The organism is Thermotoga petrophila RKU-1 (genome assembly GCF_000016785.1).
GTDB classification, from domain to species: Bacteria; Thermotogota; Thermotogae; order Thermotogales; family Thermotogaceae; genus Thermotoga; species Thermotoga petrophila.
Map to the genome: position 1 here is coordinate 659,719 of NC_009486.1, position 21,139 is coordinate 680,857.

Here is a 21,139-nt window from a genome sequence, read left to right on the forward strand (position 1 = left end):
AAGAATTTATTATAAAATCAAAACCGCACGATTAACTTCGGTATCATTTCACGTTAACATAGAAAACCATCTTCCCATCTTTGTAGAAGCCCCTCGCAAAGATGTAAGCCTCCTCACCCTCTCCCACAAGCGATTCCATGACAGTCCTCATATCGAGGAAGAGGAAGAAAACGTCGTTCTTTGCAGGCGTGATATCGAGATTTCTGGGAGAGAACTGATCGCTTTTCAGAACGACTGTGTCTCCCTCTGTGCAAATCGATAATCCATTTTCCAGAACAAAACACCTGCCTTCCTTCCTGTACTGAACTCCCGCGGTTTTTAGAGCATTTTCCACGGCATCAGGAGATTTCAGCATAGCTTTTGCAACAACTTCGATACTGGTAGGAGTGGATCCGGCTATCAGGTCCATAACTGCCGAAGATACATTCGCACTCAAAAACATTGGAGGCTCGAGTTCTTCAAAGAGATTTTTGACAACTTTCTCAATGTCCGATTCGGGAAGTTGAACAGGCAGATTCCCGCTTTCCATGGAAAATCCTGCGCTGGAGAGAACGTCTAACAATCCATCGTAATTCTCCGTGTTAAAAATCACCGTCAATTCTCCGAACATGTAGTAATCGGATGGGACTTTCCTCGGCTGTCCAACTTTTTCGAGGAAGTTTCTGGAAGTATCATCCATTGGTATGATTTCCACCTTTATCGAGAGATGATCACCCGCGGATTCTTTTGTGCTCACAACGGTGAAGGAATACTTCTCACCTTGCAGCAAACCGTAGCCAAAGAAATCTGCGGTTTTCAGAGTATCGGGAATCTTTCCCCCACCCTTCAAAGAAGCGTTCACTGCTTTAGCTGTTCCCAAGAAGAGATACCCATCTTTTTCAGCAACGACCACATCTTCCATTCCCAGCAGATCAACCACGAGAGACTTTATGCTGTCTTTCAGTTTCTTTGTCTTTTCAGACGGTCCCAGAACGAAGCAAGTGTCTTCGCTGTCGAGCTGTACAAAGAGAAATTCGTGAGAGAGGAGATCGTAGAAGTCGGAAGGCTCTATATCCCTGCTGATAAGCTGGGACTCCAGAACACCCTGTATCATCATCTCAAGACCGAGGCTCTCTGTCAGGAAACGGCCGGTAGAAAGGCTTTTGACCTCGGAGTAGAACTCTGATAAATCCTTCACATATCGAATCACCTTGAAATTCTCCGGTACATAGTTTAATATTTGTGAAAAAGAGAGGGCCGTGAGAATCAGCAGGATAAAAATTATCCCTTTCTTCATGTTCAGAACCTCCTTCTTTTTTCTTCACCAAAACTTATGATAACACAGGAAAGGAGGTAGCACGTTGAGAAAATCTCTCGAGACAGGAAAATGCGTTGTTCTGGAAGTGTTGACACCAAGAGGCACAAATCTGGATAAATTCATGGAGTTCACCGAAGAAGCCTGGAAGACTGGCATCGACGCGTTCACGGTGACCGACATGCCGATGGGAAGAGTGAGAATGGCTCCCTGGGCTGCTTCCCACCTTCTTGTGGAAAGCGGAAAAGATGTTCTCATGCACTTTACGAGGAACACAAGGAATATGATAAGAATACAATCTGACCTTCTGGGCTGTCATGCCCTCGGAGTGAAGAATCTGCTCCTTCTGTCCGGAGACAATCCTTCCCACGGTGATTACCCTGAAACGACCTCCGTTAACGATATAGATATCTTAGACCTCATAAGACTCACAAAGCTCATGAACGAAGGAACAGATCTTGCCGGAAACAAGATCTATGGAAAAACAGATTTCTTCGTCGGTGGTGCGCTGAATCCCTTCAGCGATGAAGACGTAGAAAGGGCCAAACAGAAGATTGAAGCCGGCGTTGATTTCCTTGTCACCCAGCCGCTTTTCAACAGCGAGGTGGCAAAAAAGATCAAGGAAGAACTGAACACGAAAATTCTCGCTTCTATAGTTTTCTTTGAAAACGCAAAACAGATGAGCTACTTCTCGAACGTTCCTGGAATAGAAATACCCGATGAGATAGTGAATTCCGCGGAGAAGGGAGACGATTACCTGAAAGAAAAAAGCTTTGAAAGTGTGCTCAGATTCGTTGAAGAGACAAAAGATGTACTGGATGGTTTCTACATAGTGGCCATAGTGAAAGATCTCGAAAAAATCAGGAAGGTGGTAGAAATTGCCAAAAGTTGAAATAGACCCAAAAGATATAAAGATTCCAAACAACGTTTTGAAGTCAAAACTCGGTTTTGGAAGAGCAGAAGAGATACCCGAAGAATTCAGGAAAATGGTGAAAAGGGCGTATGAAGAGCTTCACGATGTGGCGAAACCTGTGGTTCTGTGGCGAGATTTCGAGGTGGACGGTTCTCTCTCTTTCGACAACATGGAACTCACGGGTGAACTTGCAACGAAACACCTTTCTGGGAGTAAGATCATCACAGTTTTTCTTGCGACCCTCGGAAAAAAGGTGGACAAAAAGATAGAGGAATACTTTAGAAAAGGAGAGGATCTTCTCGCGTTCTTCATCGATGGAATCGCTTCAGAGATGGTGGAGTACGCTTTGAGAAAGGTGGATGCGGAGCTCAGAATGAAAAGATCCAACCTGGAGGGAAGTTTCAGAATTTCACCTGGTTACGGTGATCTTCCACTTTCCTTGAACAAGAAGATCGTCGAAATTTTCAAAGATGAAGTGGACGTCAATGTGATAGAAGACTCCTATGTGCTCGTTCCCAGAAAAACCATCACAGCATTCGTAGGCTGGAGGGAGAAGAATGAGAAACAGACGTGAGGTTTCAAAATTGCTTTCAGAGAGAGTGTTGCTTTTGGATGGAGCCTACGGAACGGAGTTCATGAAGTACGGATACGATGACCTTCCCGAAGAGCTGAATATAAAAGCACCCGACGTGGTGCTGAAGGTTCATAGAAGTTACATAGAGAGTGGATCGGATGTCATTCTGACGAACACGTTCGGTGCCACAAGGATGAAACTGAGAAAACACGGCCTGGAGGACAAACTGGATCCTATTGTGAGAAACGCTGTGAGAATCGCAAGAAGAGCAGCTGGAGAAAAGCTTGTTTTTGGAGATATCGGACCGACGGGAGAACTTCCCTATCCACTCGGAAACACTTTGTTCGAGGAATTCTACGAGAACTTCAGAGAAACCGTGAAGATAATGGTCGAGGAAGGTGTGGATGGAATCATCTTTGAGACGTTCTCGGACATTCTAGAGTTGAAAGCCGCTGTGCTCGCGGCAAGGGAAGTCTCCCGTGATGTTTTCCTGATTGCCCACATGACATTCGATGAGAAGGGAAGAAGTCTCACAGGGACAGATCCCGCAAACTTCGCCATCACGTTCGATGAACTGGATGTCGATGCCCTCGGTATAAACTGTTCACTCGGGCCCGAAGAGATCCTTCCCATTTTTCAGGAACTGTCCCAGTACACAGACAAGTTTCTCGTAGTTGAACCGAACGCGGGAAAGCCCATCGTGGAAAACGGGAAAACCGTGTATCCTTTGAAACCACATGACTTTGCCGTTCATATAGATTCCTATTACGAACTCGGTGTGAACATATTCGGAGGCTGTTGCGGAACCACCCCTGAACACGTGAAGCTCTTCAGAAAAGTTCTTGGAAATAGAAAGCCTCTTAAAAGAAAGAAAAAGAGAATATTTGCTGTTTCTTCTCCTTCAAAACTCGTGACGTTCGATCACTTTGTTGTCATAGGAGAGAGGATAAACCCGGCAGGTAGAAAGAAGCTATGGGCGGAGATGCAGAAAGGAAACGAAGAAATCGTGATCAACGAAGCAAAGACACAGGTGGAAAAAGGTGCGGAAGTGCTCGATGTGAACTTCGGGATAGAATCCCAGATAGACGTACGATACGTGGAAAAGATCGTTCAGGCACTTCCGTATGTTTCGAACGTTCCTCTCTCCTTGGACATCCAAAGCGTTGACCTCACAGAGAAAGCGCTCAGAACCTACCCGGGAAGACCCCTTTTCAACTCGTCCAAGGTGGATGAAGAAGAACTCGAAAAGAAAATAAACCTGTTGAAGAAATACGGTGGAACACTCATCGTACTTTTGATGGGAAAAGACGTTCCAAAAAGCTTCGAAGAGAGAAAAGAGTACTTCGAAAAGGCTCTGAAAATCCTGGAGAGACACAATTTCTCAGACAGAGTGATCTTCGATCCAGGAGTTCTGCCTCTCGGTGCAGAAGGAAAACCGGTAGAAGTACTGAAGACCATAGAATTCATTTCAAACAGGGGTTTCAACACGACTGTTGGTCTTTCCAATCTGTCTTTCGGACTTCCTGACAGAAGTTATTACAACACCGCTTTTCTCGTTCTTGGAATATCTAAAGGCCTGAGCTCTGCCATCATGAATCCCCTCGACGAAATACTAATGAAGACCTTGAACGCTACACTTGTGATATTAGAGAAGAAGGAACTTCCCAGAGCTGAAGTGAAGGAAGAAAAACTGGTTGAAATCATACTCTCCGGGAACCGGTCGGAACTCGAGAGGCTCGTGGAGGATTTTCTGAAGGAAAAAGATCCTCTTTCCATAATAGAAGAACAATTGAGGCCGGCGATGGAGCGTATTGGAGAACTCTACGATAAGGGAAAAATCTTTCTTCCGCAACTCATCCTCGCCGCTCAAACGGTGAAACCCGCGTTCGACAAACTGACATCGATGCTTCCGTCAGACAGTCAGGGTGAAACGTTCGTCATTGCAACAGTCAAGGGTGATGTGCATGACATAGGAAAGAACATAGTGGCGTCTGTCATCAGAAGCAGCGGGTACCGCGTGGTGGACCTTGGAAAGGACGTGGAAACATCGAAAATATTGGAAACCGTGGAAAAAGAAAGACCCGTTGCACTCGGTCTGTCTGCAATGATGACAACCACCGTCGGAAGAATAAAGGAAGTTGTGGAAAAGCTCAAAGAAAAGAACCTGAAAATCCCCGTCATAGTGGGTGGTGCTTCCCTGAACGAAAAACTTGCAAAGGAGCTAGGAGCGGACTATTACGCAAGGAACGCTTCCGAAGCGGTAAAAATACTGAAATCTCTCGGGAGATGAGATTGTGGACACCATTGTCGCTGTAGCTACCCCTCCCGGAAAAGGAGCAATCGCGATTCTCAGGTTGAGCGGTCCAGATAGCTGGAAAATCGTTCAGAAACACCTTCGAACACGATCGGAAATCGTTCCAAGAAAGGCAATCCACGGCTGGATCCACGAAAACGGAGAAGATGTGGATGAAGTGGTAGTCATTTTCTACAAATCGCCGAAGAGTTACACAGGAGAGGACATGGTAGAGGTGATGTGCCACGGAGGACCACTCGTGGTGAAGAAGCTGCTGGATCTCTTCTTGAAATCTGGAGCGCGGATGGCTGAACCTGGCGAGTTCACAAAACGAGCTTTTTTGAACGGAAAAATGGATCTCACTTCGGCAGAGGCTGTGAGAGATCTCATAGAGGCAAAAAGCGAAACCAGTTTGAAACTCTCCCTGAGAAACCTCAAGGGAGGATTGAAGGACTTTGTTGAGAGCTTGAGAAGAGAACTCATAGAAGTTCTTGCTGAGATACGGGTAGAGCTCGATTATCCAGACGAGATAGAAACAAACACAGGTGAAGTGGTAACCAGGCTGGAGCGAATAAAAGAAAAGCTCACTAAAGAACTGAAAAAAGCAGATGCAGGCATTCTTCTCAACAGAGGCTTCAGGATGGTTATCGTGGGAAAGCCCAACGTGGGAAAATCCACTCTTCTGAATCGACTTTTGAACGAGGACAGAGCGATCGTCACAGATATACCTGGAACAACAAGGGATGTTATCAGTGAGGAAATCGTCATAAGAGGAATACTTTTCAGGATAGTCGACACAGCTGGTGTGAGATCGGAAACGAACGATCTGGTCGAGAGACTGGGGATAGAGAGAACTCTTCAGGAAATAGAGAAAGCCGACATAGTACTGTTTGTGCTCGACGCTTCTTCACCGCTTGACGAAGAAGACAGAAAAATCCTCGAAAGGATAAAGAACAAACGCTATCTTGTGGTGATAAACAAAGTGGATGTGGTGGAGAAGATAAATGAAGAGGAGATAAAAAACAAACTCGGAACAGACAGACACATGGTGAAGATATCTGCCCTGAAAGGAGAAGGACTTGAAAAACTGGAGGAAGCCATCTACAGAGAAACTCAGGAGATCTTTGAAAGAGGTTCTGATTCCCTTATAACGAACCTTCGACAAAAGCAGTTGCTTGAAAACGTTAAAGGACATCTGGAAGACGCTATAAAGTCTTTGAAGGAAGGAATGCCGGTTGATATGGCTTCTATAGATCTGGAAAGAGCTCTCAGTCTTCTCGATGAAGTGACGGGAAGGAGTTTCAGGGAGGACCTGCTTGATACCATATTCTCCAATTTCTGCGTTGGAAAATGAATAAGGGGAAGGGGTTCCCCTTCCCCTATCACTTGACCTTCTCTTTGAGAGCTTTTCCGGGTTTGAACTTCGGAACCTTTCTTTCGGGAATGGTGATGGGTTTTCTTGTCTGAGGATTCACGCCTTTTCTTGCAGCAGCCTTTCTCACCTCAAAGCTTCCGAACCCAACGATCTGAACCTTTTCCCCTTTTGCGAGAGCTTCTGAGATCGTTTCAAGAATGGTGTCGAGAATCACTCTTACATCCTTCTTCTTCGCACCTGCTTTCTTCGCCACCCTGTCGATGAGTTCCTTTTTGTTCATGAAACCCCCTCCTTTCTAGGGTTGTAAAGCATCCTTCTCACTGCTTGTAAATATACCATTTTACAGTGGGGTGTTGCAAGTCCCTTTACAAAAGCACTTCGAAGCCTGAAAGTTCTAAAATCCCCATAAAAAGCGGAATTTCGAAATATAAGATAAAATTTAGAATTGGTTACAGAAAATTTACAAAACATCCAGGATTCTTTTCGCTATCTCAGCACTACCAATGACCCTTGCTATTTCTTCCAGAGAGGCAGAACGAATATTCTCCAGAGAACCAAAGTATTCAATGAGCTTTTTCTTTCTAATGGGACCTATTCCGGGCACACTGTCAAGAACAGACCTGAGTGATTCTTTCTCCCTCCGCTTTCTGTGGTAACTCACAGCGAATCTGTGTGTTTCGTCTCTTATCTGAACGAGGAGTCTTAAAACCGGGTGATCGTGTGGAAGTTTTATTTCTCTGTTCTCAAAGACAACGGTCTCTTCCTTCTTCGCGAGTCCAACCACGGGACAGTCCTTTCCTATTTCCTTTAACGCTTCGACAGCGGCGTTCACCTGCCCTATTCCTCCATCCACGAACAGAAGATTTGGAAGCGGGTGTTTCGAATATCTTCTTTTCACGACTGTTCTTATCGATTCGTAATCATCTGGATGATCCTGTTCGATCTTGTAACGTCTGTAATCGCTCTTTTTGGGAAATCCATCTTCGAACACCACCAGAGAAGCCACGGTGTATTTTCCTTGAAGATGAGAAATATCGATCCCTTCTATCCTGTACGGAAAATCCTTCATGTTCAGGAGCTTCATCAATTCTTCGAGCGCTTCCTTTCTCAATCCTCTCATTTTTAACTCGTTTTCCAGGTTCTTCTTTGCTTTCTCAAGGAGATCTTCTTCTGTGGTGGAACGCGGCGGTCCTACATACTCAAAACCGAGAGACGAGTAATCCATTTCATCCAGATCACTCTCCAGAATGAGAGTTTTCGGGATATCACCTCTCCCGGATACGTAGTATTCTCTGATGAAATCTTCCACATTTCCCCCTTCCATTTCAAAGGAGATCTTCCCTACCAGGTAACCATTTCTGACTCTCAGAACCACGAACAGATCGTGTGCGTGGACCAGAACATCACAGCTGATACTTTCTTCAAAAACCACTCCCTGAGATTCCAGAACATTCGACAGATTCAAAAGAAGATCCCTGTACTTTGCAGCGTTCTCGAAATCGAGCATTCTGCTGTGAGTTTCCATCTTTTCTTTCAGATAATCGAAGACTTCTTCCATGTTCCCCGAGAGGAACTCTTTCAGCCTTCTTACCGCTTCTCCATGCGATTCTATATTTCCAATGCACGGGCCGGTGCACCTACCGAGGTGATAAAGAAAACAGGGCCTCTTTATTCTTTTCAAATCAGATTTACAGGTTCTGAATCCCATTATTTTTTGGAGTATTTCCAGCAGATTTCTGACGAATTGAACACTGGTGTAGGGGCCGAAGTACGTTCCATCCCTCAGTTTTCTCTTCACGATTTCAACGTACGGTATTTCGTCATCGGATATCCTGATGTAAGGATAGAAATTCGTGTCTTTGAGACGAACGTTGTACTTTGGCCTGTACTTCTTTATGAGATTCGCCTCGAGTATGAACGCTTCCCTTTCGTTCATCACAACGATCGTTTCCAGTTCGTCGGCCTCTTCGACAATTCTGAACACTTTCTCCGTCTGGGGATTGAGGTAACTCCTCAATCTACTGGACAATCTCTTTGCTTTTCCTATGTAGATGGGAACACCTTTGTTCTTGAAGATGTAAACACCAGGTTCTTCAGGAGCGAGGAGTATCTTCTTTCTGATCTTCTCTTTCAAAAACCTTCTTCACCTCCTCTTCACTCAAGAATCTGTACTCTCCAGGTTTCATGTCCTCGGGTAGAACGAGTCTGCCAATTCTAGTTCTCTTCAAATGCACTGTTCTTAGACCCACAGCAACCGTCATCCGTTTGATCTGATGATATTTACCCTCCGTTATAACTATCTTCAACGTGTCGTTCGACAGCTTCTCCACACACTTCGCTTTTGCGAAAAAACCGTCCCTTAAAGTCACACCATTTTTCAACTTTTCTATCTTGTCTTCTGTGACTTCTCCTTCTACCTTCACAATGTACTCTTTTTCTACAGACCATTTCGGCGAAATCACACGATGAGCGAAATCACCATCGCTAGTTATTATCAGGAGACCTTCGGCATCTTTATCGAGCCTTCCAACGGGGAAAATTCCTTTCAATGGGGGAAGAAATTCCATGATGGTTTCCGAATGGGGATCTTTCGTGCTGGTCACGTATCCTGAAGGCTTGTGGAAGAGAATGTAAACCTTTCTGTGAAAGTTCACCGTCTCACCATCGAGTACAACAACATCGTTCTCCGACACAGAATGACCAGGATCGAGCACCACTCTCCCGTTAACGGTCACCCTGCCCTGTTTTATCAGTTTTTTCACTTCTTTTCTTGTTCCCACACCACTGTTCGAAAGATACCTGTCCAGTCTCATTGTTTCTTCTTGTCCAGGTAGATTATGAGGTTCGAAATATCGGAAGGGTTTATTCCCGGGATTCTCATAGCCTGACCGATGGATCTTGGCCTGATCTTCTTCAATTTATCCTTCGCTTCTGTGGAGAGATTTGGAACCGCGTCGTAATCTAAATCGTACGGTACCTCGTAATTTTCATACTTTTCAAAGACAGCGACCTCTTCAAACATCTTCTGGATGTATCCCTCGTATTTCACGTTTATTTCCACCTGCTCCACGACTTCTGGATCATCCATGGGGTTTGGATCCAGAAACTTCAGCGTACTGTAACTCAACTGAGGACGTTTCAAAAGATGATATAGAGAGACCGACTCTTTGAGAGGACTGGTTCCCAGAGAAGTTAAAAGATCGTTGATCCTGTCAGAAGGTTTCACAGCGACCTTCTTCAAACGTTCGATCTCTTCGTTTATTCTACGTTCAAGACTCAGTACCTTTTCGTAAAACCACTTGGGAATCAGTCCCACTCGATAACCGTACTTTGCCAGTCGCAGATGAGCGTTGTCGTGTCGGAGAAGGAGACGATACTCGGCCCTCGAAGTGAGAAGTCGATACGGTTCATCCACTCCCCTTGTTACCAGGTCGTCTATCAGAACACCAATGTAAGCCTCGGATCTCTTCAAAATGAGGGGAGACTCTCCACGGAGTTTGAGAGCAGCGTTTATACCGGCGATTATACCCTGCCCAGCCGCTTCCTCGTATCCGCTCGTCCCATTCACCTGACCTGCGAAGTAGAGATTCTCCACAAGTTTGGATTCAAGCGTGGGATAGAGCTGTCTGGGATCTATATAGTCGTATTCTATCGCATAGGCAGGACGAGTGATGATAGCGTTTTCCAACCCTTTCACACTTCTTATCATCTTTATTTGTGCTTCATAGGGAAGACTCGTACTCAAACCGTTCAGGTAGTACTCTTCTGTGTCTCTTCCTTCCGGTTCCACGAAGACCTGATGCGATTCTTTGTCTTTGAATTTGACAACCTTGTCCTCTATGGAAGGACAGTACCTTGGTCCTACTCCTTCTATGAGTTTGACCGTTCCATACAGGGGCGAAAATTCCAGATACTGTCTTATTATACTGTGGGTCTCCGGGTTCGTTCTGGTCAGCCAGCAGGGGTAATCCTTCGGAAGCACTCTCGGTTCGTCAAAGAAGGAAAAAGCAAGGGGTTCATCCGAAGTGTCTTGCCTTTCCATGACAGAAAAGTTTATAGAGCGTTTCAACACACGAGCCGGCGTTCCTGTCTTGAATCTACCAACCTCGAATCCCAGTTCTATGAGACTCTCCGTGAGTTTTGTCGCCGGAAACTCTCCCATCCGACCTGCTGGAAACGTGGAACGACCGATGAATATCTTTCCTCTCAGAAAAGTCCCTGTTGTCACAATCACAGCCTTTCCCAGGTAGTCTATCCCGTAATTGTCTACAACCCCTTTAACCTTTCCTTTCTCCGTCAGAATCTTTTCAACGATGCCATGCCTTAGTACTATGTTCGGATTCGTTTCCAGCTTTCTTTTCATCGTTCTGCTGTACAAGATCTTGTCTATCTGAGCCCTTAAAGCCCTCACAGCGGGTCCTTTACTCACGTTCAGCATTCGTATGTTTATCATCGTCTCGTCGGTGGTTTTGGCCATCTCTCCACCAAGAGCGTCTATTTCGCGAACCACAACACCCTTTGCCGGACCACCTATGGCGGGATTGCACGGGGCCCATCCTACGGTGTCTGGATTAACCGCGAGAACAAGTACCCTGAAACCCATCCGCGCGGCCGCAAGAGCCGCCTCTATTCCTGCATGACCAGCTCCCACAACGATCACATCGTAGACACGATCGTCCTCAGGTCTCAAATCAACCACCTCACGCCAATCTGATGGGCATTACTATGTAGAGGTATCCAGAAATGTCGAGTGGATTGATCTGACAGGGGCTGGTGGAATCCACGAAGTTCATTTCTATTTCTTCAGTCTCAATGTGCTTCAAAACATCCTCGATGAACTTCGGGTTGAAAGCGATCACGAGGTCTTCCCCCTCTTTCTGAACTTCAACTTCATCGATCACTTCTCCATAATCTGGACTTTTGCTCACGAGCCTCATGACGTTTTCTTCTATTTCGAACTTCACAGATTCGCTTCCCTTGCTGGCGATTACCATCACTCTTTTCAACGATTCCATAAGGTCCTTTCTGGAAACCACCACTTTTGTTTTGAAAGTTTCGGGGATTACTCTTTTGTAATCGGGGAATTCAGCGTCGACTACTCTCATCACCGTTTCCACGTCGTTTGTCGTCAGGGAAACCCTCCTTCCATCGTATCTCACCGTTATAGTCGGCTCCGTTGTGTTGTCCAGCACATTTTGAACTTCTTTCATGCTCTTCAAAGAGAGCAAGAAACTCGTCTCTTCCTCATTCTCTATCTGTTCCTCTGCAAGTGCGAGTCTAAACCCATCACTGGCAACCAGCCTGAGAAGATTCTTGTGGAGTTCCCAGAAGACTCCGTTCAGATTTCGCATAAATTCATCTTTGGCGGCAGCGAAGATGACCTTTTCAACCATCTCTTCGAGGAGCGAAATATCGACCTCGAAAGTTATTCCAGATTCAGCCGGTGTTATCTCAGGAAATTCATCCGCGGGCATGGTGGTAATTCTGAAAACGGTGCTTCCAGAACTTATAACAAGAACATCACCCTCTAAAGAAAGTTCTGTGATTTCATCCGGAAGAACTTTGACCAACTTTTGGATGATGTCTCCCGGTACCACGAAACGTGCTTCACCGGAGATTTCAGCGGCGTTCACGGTTGCTTTGACTCCCGTTTCAAGGTCGGTCGTACAGATGTAGAAATTTCCATCTTTCACTTCGAAAAGGAATCCGGCAAGAATGGGTTTCACAGATTTTTTAGCAAGTGCTTTTGAAGCAATGGTTATTTTGTCTCTCAATTCAAGAGTCGTAACGGTTATTTTCATCATCACACCCCCATTAGAATTTTAATATCAGCTTCAAACCCCAGTAAACAGCTGCAGAAGTCGCTGCCACCGTTGGTACTATGAGAAGCCAGGATATAACGATGTTTTTCAACACACCAACGTTCACCATTTCGAGTCCTCTGGCGAAGCCAACACCCGTGACAGCTCCCACCACAACGTGTGTCGTGGAGACAGGAAGACCAAGTGACGAAGCAAGCAAAACAGTCGTTGCTGTGGAAAAATCCACGGTGAATCCTCTGGAATTTGTGAGCGTCGTTATTTTCTCCCCCACCGTTTCCATCACTTTTTGCCCAAAGAAGAACACTCCCAATGAGATCCCAATTCCTCCAAGAAGAAGTGCCAGAAACGGTATCTCCACGGTTTTTGGAACAACACCCGTTGACGCAACGATCATGACCGCTGCTACAGGACCCGCAGCATTGGCGACGTCGTTGGCCCCATGGGAGAAAGAAACGTAGCAGGAAGTGAGAATCTGAGCGCGTTTGAACACGTTCTCAACCGCATCGTACACATTCTTTGTTTTGTTCACCAGTTTTCTCACAGTGAAGTGAATTCCAAAAAATGTTACAATGGAAAAAATGATACCAAGAATAAGGGATTCACTGAGAGACTGTTTGAGCGTCTTTTTTACAAAAAGAGATGTCATTGTGAAAACCGCGAGGGATATGAAAAACGGGATAGCTATAGTGGAAGATTTCTTCGGATTTTTTGTGTGGAACACTGAGAGAGAGATCAGCTTGAATACCACAAAAGAGATCAAACCGCCGAAAACAGGGGAAACAATCCAGGAAAGTACTATGAATAGGAATGTTTTCCAGTTTATACCATCTACGCCCACTGCCACAAGACCGAATCCAATCATTCCTCCGACTATGGAATGAGTTGTGGAAACAGGATAACCCCAGTTGGTCGCTATAAGGATCCACAGTGAAGCTGCAATCAGTGCCGACAGCGAACCATACATTAGTTCCACCGGTTGAACTTTCTCCACTTCCACTATTCCTTTGACGATCGTTTGGGAGACATGAGAGCCGAACATAATTGCCCCAAGAAACTCGAGAAACATCGCTATAGTTGCTGCCTGTCGTACAGTTATGGCCTTTGCCCCAACGGCTGTCGCCATGGAATTCGCCACATCGTTGGCTCCTATGGAGAAAGCCATGATGAAACCAAGTATGCCAGCTACGATAAGTATTGTCACGTTATTCCCTCCTCATCTAAGGATGGAATTTATCCTCTTTGTGATATCTTTGCCCTGATCGGCGATCTTCGAAATAAGTCTTGCCACTTTGCTCAGGAACATCAGATCTATTGGATTCATACTGTTCTTGAGGGAATAGAGTTTTTTACCAAGATTTCTTGATATTGCGTCGACTTCCCTCTCCTCCATGGACACGTCAAATATTTCTCTTTCTTCCTTTTCTTTTTCAAAAGGTGAAAAATCGCTCTCCGCGAGTACGCGGAGCTGTTCGATTACTTCGGTGGTTTCTCTGATAGTATCCAATACGTTTTCAACGAGTTCCCCGAACAACTCTTTGATATTCTCCGGCACATTTTCAACCCTGTTCATATCGAGCATAATGACGATATCCCTGACAAGGTCGAGAATCTCATCTGCTTTGTGAACTATGTAAAGAAAGTCATCTTTCTCGAAGTAGGTGTACTTCATTTTGAGATACATCCTCTTCAGCTTTGACTTGATCTCATCCGACTCTCGCTCCAGAGAGATCACACGATTGAGGTGGCCTTCCCCGAATTTTCCGGCGAAGTAATCCTCGATAGCATCCTTGAGAAGTACAACAGCCGATTCGCCTCTTCTGGAAAGATTTATGAGAAGATCAATAGGAGACTCCTCCGGGAGCATTCTTTCTATAAATTTCATGCTCTCACCTCTCCCTTCAAAAAGGCGCTTTTTAAGATGATTTCAACGAGTTCCTCGAACTCGATCCCCCCCGCTTTCGCACTTGCTGGAAGATCACTGGTTTCTGTTAAACCTGGCACTGTGTTGATTTCCAGAAAGTAGAACCTACCATTGCTGAAAATACCATCCACTCTTCCAAAACCTCTGCAACCAGCTTCCACAAATGCTTTGAGGGCTGTTTCCTTGACGAGTCGTTCTTCCGAAGGATTCAAAGGAGCAGGAAGAATAAACTCAGTTTCACCTTTCGTGTACTTCGCAACGTAGTCGTAGAACCGACGCTTCGGTCGCAACTCAAGAATGGGAAGGACCTCGAAACCTTTTTCTGTCTCTAAAATAGACACGGTCATCTCCCTGCCAGGGATGTACTTTTGAACAATCACACTCCCATATCGTGGTAAATCTTCTTTGAGCGCGTGTTGAAACTCTTCATCCGATTCACAAATGAACACTCCTATACTTGAACCCTCCCTCCTCGGTTTTACCACACAGGGATACCCGAGGGGAGAAGTTTCCATGAATTCCCTGATCTCTATGAAATCAGGTATCTCGACGATGTCTTTTAAAAACCTGTAAGTTGCTAGTTTATCAAAGCAAATCATACTTGAAAACGCATCGGACCCGGTGTATCTAATTCCCAAAAAATCCAGAATTGCTTGAAGCGTTCCATCCTCACCAAAAGTTCCATGGAGAACATTGAAGACCACATCAAAACTTTTTAACTGATCCACTTCTTTGAGAAAATCCTCTTTAACATCAAAAACGGTGTATTCATACCCAAGTTTTTCAAGAGCTTTTTTTACCCTTTCTCCGCTTCTCAGGGAGATTTCTCTTTCCCTTGATACTCCTCCCATCAGGAGAGCCACTCTCACTGTCTTTCCTCCCCAGGAATATTTTTCCATCGTCTATGACTGCAATTTCATCGTTTCTCACGCTTCTGGTGCTACCACACTCACATTTCAAATAGAAGCCGTATTTCCCAAAAGAGAGTCTCATTTCTTTTCCACACGAACATTTCTGGTTCGTTGGAAAATCGATCACAATCCTGTCGTTCCTATCGAACACACTGGAAAAGGATTGATAAAACTCTTGCAAGACGATCTTGTCTGTCTTCTTGCCCTGTTCGACTTCATCGAGATCCTTCTCCATCTCAGCCGTGAAAGAAACGCTAACAACGTCGGAGTACTTTTTCTCCAGATAATCCATGACAACACTTCCAACGACAGTAGGATAGAGATAACCTCTGATCTTCTTTATGTAACCCCTATTCAACAGGAGCTTTATCGTGGATGCGTAGGTGCTGGGACGACCTATACCAAGCCTTTCCATTTCCTTCACGAGTGAACCTTCAGTGTACCTTGGTTTTGGTTTGGTTTCCTGTTCTTCTATTTCTACAACCACCGGTTTCACAGATTCTCCTTCTTCGAAAGGAAACTCCCCTGTGTTTCTTTCCGTCGTCCACACCTTTTCGTATCCATCGAAAATCTTTTTCAACACCGTTCCTTTGAATCTGTACTTTCCGTCTTTTGTTCTCAGGACAAAGCGAGTTTCTTCGTATTGAGAAGGCTTCATCTGAGAAGCGAGAAATCTCTTCCATATCAACTCGTAGAGTTTTTTCTGGTCAGGATTCAGGTATTTCCCCGCTTCCTCGGGTGTCATGAAAACGTTCGTGGGACGAATCGCTTCGTGCGCATCCTGTATTTTTGTGTTGCCTTTTCTCTTTGCTCCTTTCGCACCAACATAATCCTCTCCAAAGACTTCTGTTATCAGATTCCTGGCTTCATCTTTCGCGTAATCCGATACACGCGTTGAATCTGTTCTCATATAGGTTATGAACGCGATATGCCCATCTTTCGTTTCTACACCTTCATACAACTGCTGGGCGATCATCATGGTTTTGGAAACGGAGAAACCCAGTTTGGAATACGCCTCCTGCTGGAGGGTACTGGTTTTGAAGGGTTCTGGAGGTGAAAAGTTTTTCAAAGAAACCTCTTTCTCCTCTACGACGAGTTCGTCTATACTCTTGATCTCTTTCAACGTTTCAGAGTCGAAAAACTTCTTTTCTTTCACATCTATTTCTGCCGTGAGACCATCGAATTTGACGGTGATCTTGTGGTACTTCTTTGGTACAAACCTGAGGATTTCTCTCTCTCTATCACAAACGAGCTTCAGTGTAGCCGATTGGACCCTGCCAGCGCTCAGGTTGGTTTTAAAATTTCTCCAGAGTACCGGACTCAGAGAATAACCAACGATCCTATCCAGAATTCTCCTTGCAAGCTGTGCTCGAACTTTCTTCATGTCAATTTCTCGAGGATTTTTAACGGCTTCTCTTATCACGCGAGGAGTGATCTCAGAGAACACAATTCTGTTCTTCTTCCCAAGAGTGTTCGTCACTCTGGCTATGTGCCAGGCTATAGCTTCTCCTTCCCTATCCATATCAGAAGCGATGAGCAGTTCTCCCTTTTTTGCAAGATCTTTCAGCTTTTCGACCACTTTTTCTTTCCCTTTTATTACCACGAATTCCGGTTCGAAATCCTTTTCCAGATCTATCCCAAATTTACTTTTGGGAAGATCTATGATATGACCCATCGAAGCGAAGACTTCGTATTCGTTTCCAAGAATACTCTTGATCGTCTTCGCCTTGGCAGGAGACTCAACGACGATGTATTTCTTCACTTTCCTATTCATCAGTTACTTCACCTCTTAAAAAGATTCTCCTTCCCAGATTCTTATCGTACTCTGTCCATCCCTGATCCGTTTCGGAACTTTCAATAACCTCAATGAATCGAGCTATCTTGGAATCCAAGTTCTCAACGTGGTGAACTATTAAAGCCTCTATCGTTTTTGGAACCACGGGTGATCCCCACTCGAGTTCTCCATGGTGAGAAAGGATTATGTGCTCCAACTCGAGGATCTTGTGTTCTGGAATAGACAACTTTTTCCCCATTTCGCTGATCATAGCCGCCCCTATCGCTATATGCCCCTTCAACTCCCCTTCAGTGGTCACTTCGATCCCGGATTCTGTGATCTTGTACTCTTCCACCTTCCCAACATCATGAAGAAGGGCTCCAGTTATGAGAAGATCTCTATCGAGAGAGTAATATTTGCTGATCTCTCTGCAGATCTCAGCGACCGTGACACTGTGTTCCAGAAGACCGCCTATGTAGGCGTGATGAACTCTCATACCCGCCGGTGATCTGAAGAATTTTTCAGAGAACTCTTTATCTTCAAAGAAAGCCTTCAAGAGTTTTTTGTAGTGCTGATCTTTTACTTGATCCAAAAGAACAAAAAGTTTTTTCTTCAAAACCTCCAGGTCTTTCTTCGACTGTGCGACGAATTTTGTGTAATCGTACTCGTCGTTCTTCAGGATCTTTATAGCACCGTAATCGTTATCCACGTTTATCTGTATTCTGTTCTCAAAAAATACCACTCTGCCTTTCACCCTGACGACGGTCCCTTCTTTCAAGCGTTGATCGTTGAGCTCAGCATTGTACCAGTCTACAGCCCTGACGGTTCCCGTCCTGTCTTCCAGCGTCATGATCAGGAATTTCTTACTGTCTTTCGTCTCCTGGAGTTTTTTACTCCTAACCTTCAGGATGATTTCAACGCTGTCGTTGATACGACTCTTCAAATCCTGAACAAACAGTTCCTGTTTTAACAGATCTCTTGGCATCAAATCACCGAGCTTCAAAACAACCACTTCCCTTCTCGTCAATCAATTTCTTCAAAAGTTCAAAATCCTCCACGGGATGAGAGAAAACACGACGTGTTCCATCATTCAAATAGAAAACAATCGACATCCCGTACCTTTCGACTCTCTCAATCGAAGAAAAATCAAAAGATTTCCTCTCCAGAACCACTCTGTTTTTTTCTACATCGATCACTATCTCTTTCTTGAAGAGAGTGAGCACCCATACACCAAAGATTATATCCAAAATCAGGAAGAAAATCCTCAAAATCAAGTGGAGAGGTTTATAAAAAAGGAAAATTGTGAGGTCAAAGCTCACAACCCATAGCAGAATCATGATGAACTTATACCAGAAAGGGACCCTGAATCTTATTACAGCCATAAATAATGCGGGCCAACAGCCCGCTCACACCTCCGAAACTTGTCCAACGTACTTTTTCACTTTCCCAGACTTCAAACAGGATGTACAGACTCTCATCCTTTTAATCGTTCCATCTGGAAGCACCACTCTTACTTTCTGGAGATTGGGTCTGAACCATCTTCCTGACTTCTTGTCTGAGTGACTAACGGTGTTTCCGGATCTAGGAGCTTTTCCGCACACTTCACATCTCTTTGCCATGATCATGCCCTCCCGTGAGTCTGATTTCTCTCTCCAAGAGTATACCATAACTATCTCGAATACTTCATGTACTCCCTGATCTTTCTTTCCATTTCCCTCTTTTTTATCGCTTCTCTCTTGTCATACTTCTTTTTTCCTCGAGCAACGGCTATCTCCACTTTTGCAATCCCGCGATCGTTGAAGTATATCTTCAGTGGAACTATCGTTACTCCCTCTTCCTGTACCTTACCCATGAGTCTCTTCAGTTCTCTTTTGTGAAGAAGCAGTTTCCTCGGCCTTTCAGGATCGTGGTTGTAAACTCCACCGTGACTGTAGGGTGGAATGTGTAAATTCAAAAGGTAAAGCTCCCCGTTCTTGAATCTACAGAAGGAATCCTTGAAATTGACTGAGCCGTTCCTCAGGGATTTCACTTCCGTTCCTGTGAGAACGATTCCCGCTTCGTAAGTTTCCAGGATCTCGTAGTCCGTGTAGGCTTTTTTGTTCGTGGCAACAACCTTCACCATCTCACCCCAGCCAGATACCTTCAAAATGGTCTATTCCTTCCGGGGTCACCCTCACAAAATCAACCCGCGCTGGTCCTTTTAATTTGTTCTGAATCATGTAAAATCTCGCTGTCTGTTCCAGGTTCCTCACCTTTTTGAGATCTATTCTTTCAAGAGGATCCACTTTCCCACTTCCGCTTTTGACTTCCACGAAAACTATCTCTCTCCCATCGCGCGCCACTATGTCTATCTCACCGTACTTCGTTCTGTAGTTTCTTTCAAGAATTTTGTAACCTTTTTTCTTCAAAAATTTACATGCGAGTTCTTCCGCTTCCTTCCAGTCCATCATCTGTGGATTCCGGGGACTTTTATGTGACCGTCTTTTTCTTCCGGGAAGTTCTTCTTTATGAGGTCCCGCATTTCAAAGAACCTCGGATCTCCTTTTCTGAGTTTGGCGCTGTCCTCAACGGGTGTGTACATTGGCTCCACACCCTCCACGTCGACTTCGTTGAGGAGCTCCACGTAATCGAGTATCTCCTGAAAATCTTTCATCAGACTTTCTCTCTGGTCTTCGGAGAGTTCTAACCTTGCCAGATTTTCAAGATGAAGTACCAGGTCCTTTGTAACCTTTATCATTTTTTAAAACCCCCTTCAGGTCATCTTTTGAAACTTCAGAAGCTTTTATGTTCTCACTCTTGAGTTCTTCGTAGAGTTCCTCACGAAGAATCTTCACATGCCTTGGTGCCTCTATACCAATTTTAACAGAATTTCCTTCTATCTTCAGGACAGTAATCACTATGTCCTCACCAATCACGATCTTTTCCCCTACTCTTCTAGTGAGAACCAGCACGTTATCACCCCAGCAATCTGTATGCACCGCCGTCGAACCAGATCATTCCCATCAGTTCCATCTCCGATATCACCCTGAGGACCTCCGAAACGCTCCACCCCAATTCTTCAACAAGCTCATCGACTGTTTTTGGCGAACTTCTCAACAGATCGTAGATCTTCTTTTTGTCATCATCGAGCGATGGGGAAGCGATTCTTCTGATTCCAAAATGAGTTTCAAGGTCTTCCTCGTCGGTGAGGGGATAGGCACCCGACTTTATCAGATAGTTCGTACCTTTGCTGGTCTTCCTATCTATATCACCGGGAACGGCGAACACATCACGACCGCTTTCCAGAGCAAACTTCACCGTTATGAGTGCACCGCTTTTGATGGGAGCCTCTGTGACGATGATCGCATCAGAAAGACCCGCTATGATTCGATTTCTCGCTGGAAAATGATGTTTTCGAGCACGAGTTCCCATTGGATACTCACTGACAACACACCCGTTTTTCACAATTTCATGGAAGAGTCGTTCGTTCGATCGCGGATAAACAACATCCACTCCTGTGCCGAGAACCGCCACCGTCTTTCCTCCAGAACTCAGGGCTTCCTTGTGTGCAACGGAATCTATTCCAAACGCCATGCCGGAAACGATCACAAAGTATTCGCTCAGCAGTTTAACAAAGCGCTTTGTGACGTTCACTCCATAACTTGTGGGTCTCCTTGTTCCTACAACTCCCACACATTTTTCTTTCAAGAGTTCCGTGTTGCCCCTCACAAAAAGAACAGCTGGCGGATACCTGATCTCCCTCAAGTGCTGGGGGTAGTCATCTTCCCAGAACGAAACGAGCTTCACATTGTGTTTCCTTATCAGTTCCTTTTGCCTTTCTAATTCTTCTTTTCCGCACTTTTCAAGAAACTTCCTCGTCTTTTTTGGATCCGCGTTCTTCAGAAATTTTTCGAGAGGTAACTCCGGTTCCAGTTCCCGAAGATGGAACTCACCACGATGAACGAGCAGAGCCATCTCAAGAGGAGACATTCTTGTACTCCTCGAGAATCTTCTTTATCTTCTCTTCGACACCCTGAGGTCTTCCGGGGAGACACCTGTTCGTTTCCGCCTGACCCTTCACGATCGCCTTCGCGTAGGCTTCACACCCGGCAAAACCGCACGCGCCACAGTTTATTCCAGGAAGAACCTCCGTTATCATCTTCACACGTGGATCTTCTTCCACCTTGAATTTCTGCGCAGAATAAGCAAGAAAAGCCCCGAACCCAAAACCCAGAACAGCGAGCAAGAGCGTCGAGTAGATGACTTCCAACTCCTTCACCTCC

At 45.1% G+C, this 21,139-nt stretch carries 23 protein-coding genes; 4 read left to right on the plus strand and 19 right to left on the minus strand.

Features of this window, described 5'->3' with window-relative positions; genetic code table 11:
• Window positions 1-43: 43 nt before the first annotated feature.
• Window positions 44-1,276: a hypothetical protein gene (locus TPET_RS03305; RefSeq protein WP_011943263.1), complete on the minus strand. Its 1,233-nt coding sequence runs from the start codon at window positions 1,274-1,276 to the stop codon at window positions 44-46.
• Between the two features lie 64 nt (window positions 1,277-1,340).
• Between TPET_RS03305 and TPET_RS03310 the strand changes: the two genes are divergently transcribed.
• The 4 genes from TPET_RS03310 to mnmE are packed head-to-tail and all read left to right on the plus strand — an operon-like array spanning window position 1,341 to window position 6,428.
• Entirely contained in the window at window positions 1,341-2,186 is an 846-nt protein-coding gene (locus TPET_RS03310; RefSeq protein ID WP_011943264.1) for a methylenetetrahydrofolate reductase, read from the plus strand.
• Entirely contained in the window at window positions 2,173-2,781 is a 609-nt protein-coding gene (locus TPET_RS03315; protein WP_011943265.1) for a vitamin B12 dependent methionine synthase, activation region, read from the plus strand. Before TPET_RS03310 ends, TPET_RS03315 begins: the two co-directional genes overlap by 14 nt.
• The gene (locus tag TPET_RS03320; RefSeq protein ID WP_011943266.1) at window positions 2,765-5,071 is read left to right on the plus strand and encodes a homocysteine S-methyltransferase family protein; all 2,307 of its coding nucleotides are present in this window, start codon (window positions 2,765-2,767) and stop codon (window positions 5,069-5,071) included. The genes TPET_RS03315 and TPET_RS03320 overlap by 17 nt, the downstream gene beginning before the upstream one ends.
• Window positions 5,072-5,075: 4 nt before the next feature.
• Entirely contained in the window at window positions 5,076-6,428 is a 1,353-nt protein-coding gene (mnmE, locus tag TPET_RS03325; protein ID WP_011943267.1) for a tRNA uridine-5-carboxymethylaminomethyl(34) synthesis GTPase MnmE, read from the plus strand.
• A gap of 28 nt (window positions 6,429-6,456) precedes the next feature.
• Here the strand turns inward: mnmE and hup are convergent, their stop codons facing one another.
• The 18 genes from hup to TPET_RS03415 all read right to left on the minus strand — a co-directional run bounded on the left by hup (window position 6,457) and on the right by TPET_RS03415 (window position 21,126).
• Window positions 6,457-6,729 carry a DNA-binding protein HU gene (gene hup / locus TPET_RS03330; RefSeq protein ID WP_011943268.1) on the minus strand — a complete coding sequence of 91 codons (273 nt, stop codon included), beginning with the start codon at window positions 6,727-6,729 and terminating at the stop codon, window positions 6,457-6,459.
• Between the two features lie 180 nt (window positions 6,730-6,909).
• On the minus strand, window positions 6,910-8,583 hold the full coding sequence (gene uvrC / locus TPET_RS03335; RefSeq protein ID WP_011943269.1) for an excinuclease ABC subunit UvrC: 1,674 nt from the start codon (window positions 8,581-8,583) through the stop codon (window positions 6,910-6,912).
• Window positions 8,543-9,262 carry a pseudouridine synthase gene (locus TPET_RS03340; RefSeq protein WP_011943270.1) on the minus strand — a complete coding sequence of 240 codons (720 nt, stop codon included), beginning with the start codon at window positions 9,260-9,262 and terminating at the stop codon, window positions 8,543-8,545. The genes uvrC and TPET_RS03340 overlap by 41 nt, the downstream gene beginning before the upstream one ends.
• Window positions 9,259-11,139, minus strand: a complete 1,881-nt coding sequence (gene mnmG, locus TPET_RS03345; RefSeq protein ID WP_011943271.1) for a tRNA uridine-5-carboxymethylaminomethyl(34) synthesis enzyme MnmG — start codon at window positions 11,137-11,139, stop codon at window positions 9,259-9,261. The genes TPET_RS03340 and mnmG overlap by 4 nt, the downstream gene beginning before the upstream one ends.
• A 10-nt stretch (window positions 11,140-11,149) precedes the next feature.
• The gene (dnaN, locus tag TPET_RS03350; protein WP_011943272.1) at window positions 11,150-12,250 is read right to left on the minus strand and encodes a DNA polymerase III subunit beta; all 1,101 of its coding nucleotides are present in this window, start codon (window positions 12,248-12,250) and stop codon (window positions 11,150-11,152) included.
• Between the two features lie 13 nt (window positions 12,251-12,263).
• Window positions 12,264-13,472: an inorganic phosphate transporter gene (locus TPET_RS03355; RefSeq protein WP_011943273.1), complete on the minus strand. Its 1,209-nt coding sequence runs from the start codon at window positions 13,470-13,472 to the stop codon at window positions 12,264-12,266.
• Between the two features lie 12 nt (window positions 13,473-13,484).
• On the minus strand, window positions 13,485-14,153 hold the full coding sequence (locus tag TPET_RS03360; RefSeq protein ID WP_011943274.1) for a DUF47 domain-containing protein: 669 nt from the start codon (window positions 14,151-14,153) through the stop codon (window positions 13,485-13,487).
• Window positions 14,150-15,061: a D-alanine--D-alanine ligase gene (locus TPET_RS03365; RefSeq protein ID WP_011943275.1), complete on the minus strand. Its 912-nt coding sequence runs from the start codon at window positions 15,059-15,061 to the stop codon at window positions 14,150-14,152. Before TPET_RS03365 ends, TPET_RS03360 begins: the two co-directional genes overlap by 4 nt.
• Window positions 14,976-16,877, minus strand: a complete 1,902-nt coding sequence (topA, locus tag TPET_RS03370) for a type I DNA topoisomerase (RefSeq protein ID WP_011943276.1) — start codon at window positions 16,875-16,877, stop codon at window positions 14,976-14,978. Before topA ends, TPET_RS03365 begins: the two co-directional genes overlap by 86 nt.
• Window positions 16,870-17,880, minus strand: a complete 1,011-nt coding sequence (locus TPET_RS03375; RefSeq protein ID WP_011943277.1) for a 3'-5' exoribonuclease YhaM family protein — start codon at window positions 17,878-17,880, stop codon at window positions 16,870-16,872. The genes topA and TPET_RS03375 overlap by 8 nt, the downstream gene beginning before the upstream one ends.
• Entirely contained in the window at window positions 17,867-18,124 is a 258-nt protein-coding gene (locus tag TPET_RS03380) for a hypothetical protein (protein WP_238374317.1), read from the minus strand. The genes TPET_RS03375 and TPET_RS03380 overlap by 14 nt, the downstream gene beginning before the upstream one ends.
• A 159-nt stretch (window positions 18,125-18,283) precedes the next feature.
• On the minus strand, window positions 18,284-18,496 hold the full coding sequence (gene rpmB, locus TPET_RS03385; RefSeq protein WP_008193812.1) for a 50S ribosomal protein L28: 213 nt from the start codon (window positions 18,494-18,496) through the stop codon (window positions 18,284-18,286).
• Window positions 18,497-18,546: 50 nt separating this feature from the next.
• Entirely contained in the window at window positions 18,547-18,999 is a 453-nt protein-coding gene (gene smpB, locus TPET_RS03390; protein ID WP_011943280.1) for an SsrA-binding protein SmpB, read from the minus strand.
• Window position 19,000: 1 nt separating this feature from the next.
• Window positions 19,001-19,327 (minus strand): YraN family protein, encoded by a 327-nt coding sequence (locus tag TPET_RS03395; protein ID WP_004082957.1) that lies wholly within the window; start codon window positions 19,325-19,327, stop codon window positions 19,001-19,003.
• Window positions 19,324-19,614, minus strand: a complete 291-nt coding sequence (gatC, locus tag TPET_RS03400; RefSeq protein ID WP_004082956.1) for an Asp-tRNA(Asn)/Glu-tRNA(Gln) amidotransferase subunit GatC — start codon at window positions 19,612-19,614, stop codon at window positions 19,324-19,326. Before gatC ends, TPET_RS03395 begins: the two co-directional genes overlap by 4 nt.
• Window positions 19,577-19,828, minus strand: coding sequence for a carbon storage regulator CsrA (gene csrA, locus TPET_RS03405; RefSeq protein WP_011943281.1), 252 nt, complete (start codon window positions 19,826-19,828; stop codon window positions 19,577-19,579). Before csrA ends, gatC begins: the two co-directional genes overlap by 38 nt.
• A gap of 4 nt (window positions 19,829-19,832) precedes the next feature.
• Entirely contained in the window at window positions 19,833-20,846 is a 1,014-nt protein-coding gene (gene dprA, locus TPET_RS03410; RefSeq protein WP_011943282.1) for a DNA-processing protein DprA, read from the minus strand.
• On the minus strand, window positions 20,833-21,126 hold the full coding sequence (locus tag TPET_RS03415) for an RnfABCDGE type electron transport complex subunit B (protein ID WP_048810860.1): 294 nt from the start codon (window positions 21,124-21,126) through the stop codon (window positions 20,833-20,835). The genes dprA and TPET_RS03415 overlap by 14 nt, the downstream gene beginning before the upstream one ends.
• Window positions 21,127-21,139 lie beyond the last annotated feature (13 nt).

What these genes read in the sequence shown, in the direction of transcription:
- TPET_RS03340 (WP_011943270.1), bottom strand. Translation starts at nt 9,262, where the DNA reads ATGAGACTGGACAGGTATCTTTCGAACAGTGGTGTGGGAACAAGAAAA.
- TPET_RS03320 (WP_011943266.1), top strand. Translation starts at nt 2,765, where the DNA reads ATGAGAAACAGACGTGAGGTTTCAAAATTGCTTTCAGAGAGAGTGTTG.
- dnaN (WP_011943272.1), bottom strand. Translation starts at nt 12,250, where the DNA reads ATGAAAATAACCGTTACGACTCTTGAATTGAGAGACAAAATAACCATT.
- rpmB (WP_008193812.1), bottom strand. Translation starts at nt 18,496, where the DNA reads ATGGCAAAGAGATGTGAAGTGTGCGGAAAAGCTCCTAGATCCGGAAAC.
- gatC (WP_004082956.1), bottom strand. Translation starts at nt 19,614, where the DNA reads ATGATAAAGGTTACAAAGGACCTGGTACTTCATCTTGAAAATCTGGCA.
- smpB (WP_011943280.1), bottom strand. Translation starts at nt 18,999, where the DNA reads ATGGTGAAGGTTGTTGCCACGAACAAAAAAGCCTACACGGACTACGAG.
- TPET_RS03360 (WP_011943274.1), bottom strand. Translation starts at nt 14,153, where the DNA reads ATGAAATTTATAGAAAGAATGCTCCCGGAGGAGTCTCCTATTGATCTT.
- TPET_RS03395 (WP_004082957.1), bottom strand. Translation starts at nt 19,327, where the DNA reads ATGATGGACTGGAAGGAAGCGGAAGAACTCGCATGTAAATTTTTGAAG.
- topA (WP_011943276.1), bottom strand. Translation starts at nt 16,877, where the DNA reads ATGAATAGGAAAGTGAAGAAATACATCGTCGTTGAGTCTCCTGCCAAG.
- dprA (WP_011943282.1), bottom strand. Translation starts at nt 20,846, where the DNA reads ATGTCTCCTCTTGAGATGGCTCTGCTCGTTCATCGTGGTGAGTTCCAT.
- TPET_RS03305 (WP_011943263.1), bottom strand. Translation starts at nt 1,276, where the DNA reads ATGAAGAAAGGGATAATTTTTATCCTGCTGATTCTCACGGCCCTCTCT.
- hup (WP_011943268.1), bottom strand. Translation starts at nt 6,729, where the DNA reads ATGAACAAAAAGGAACTCATCGACAGGGTGGCGAAGAAAGCAGGTGCG.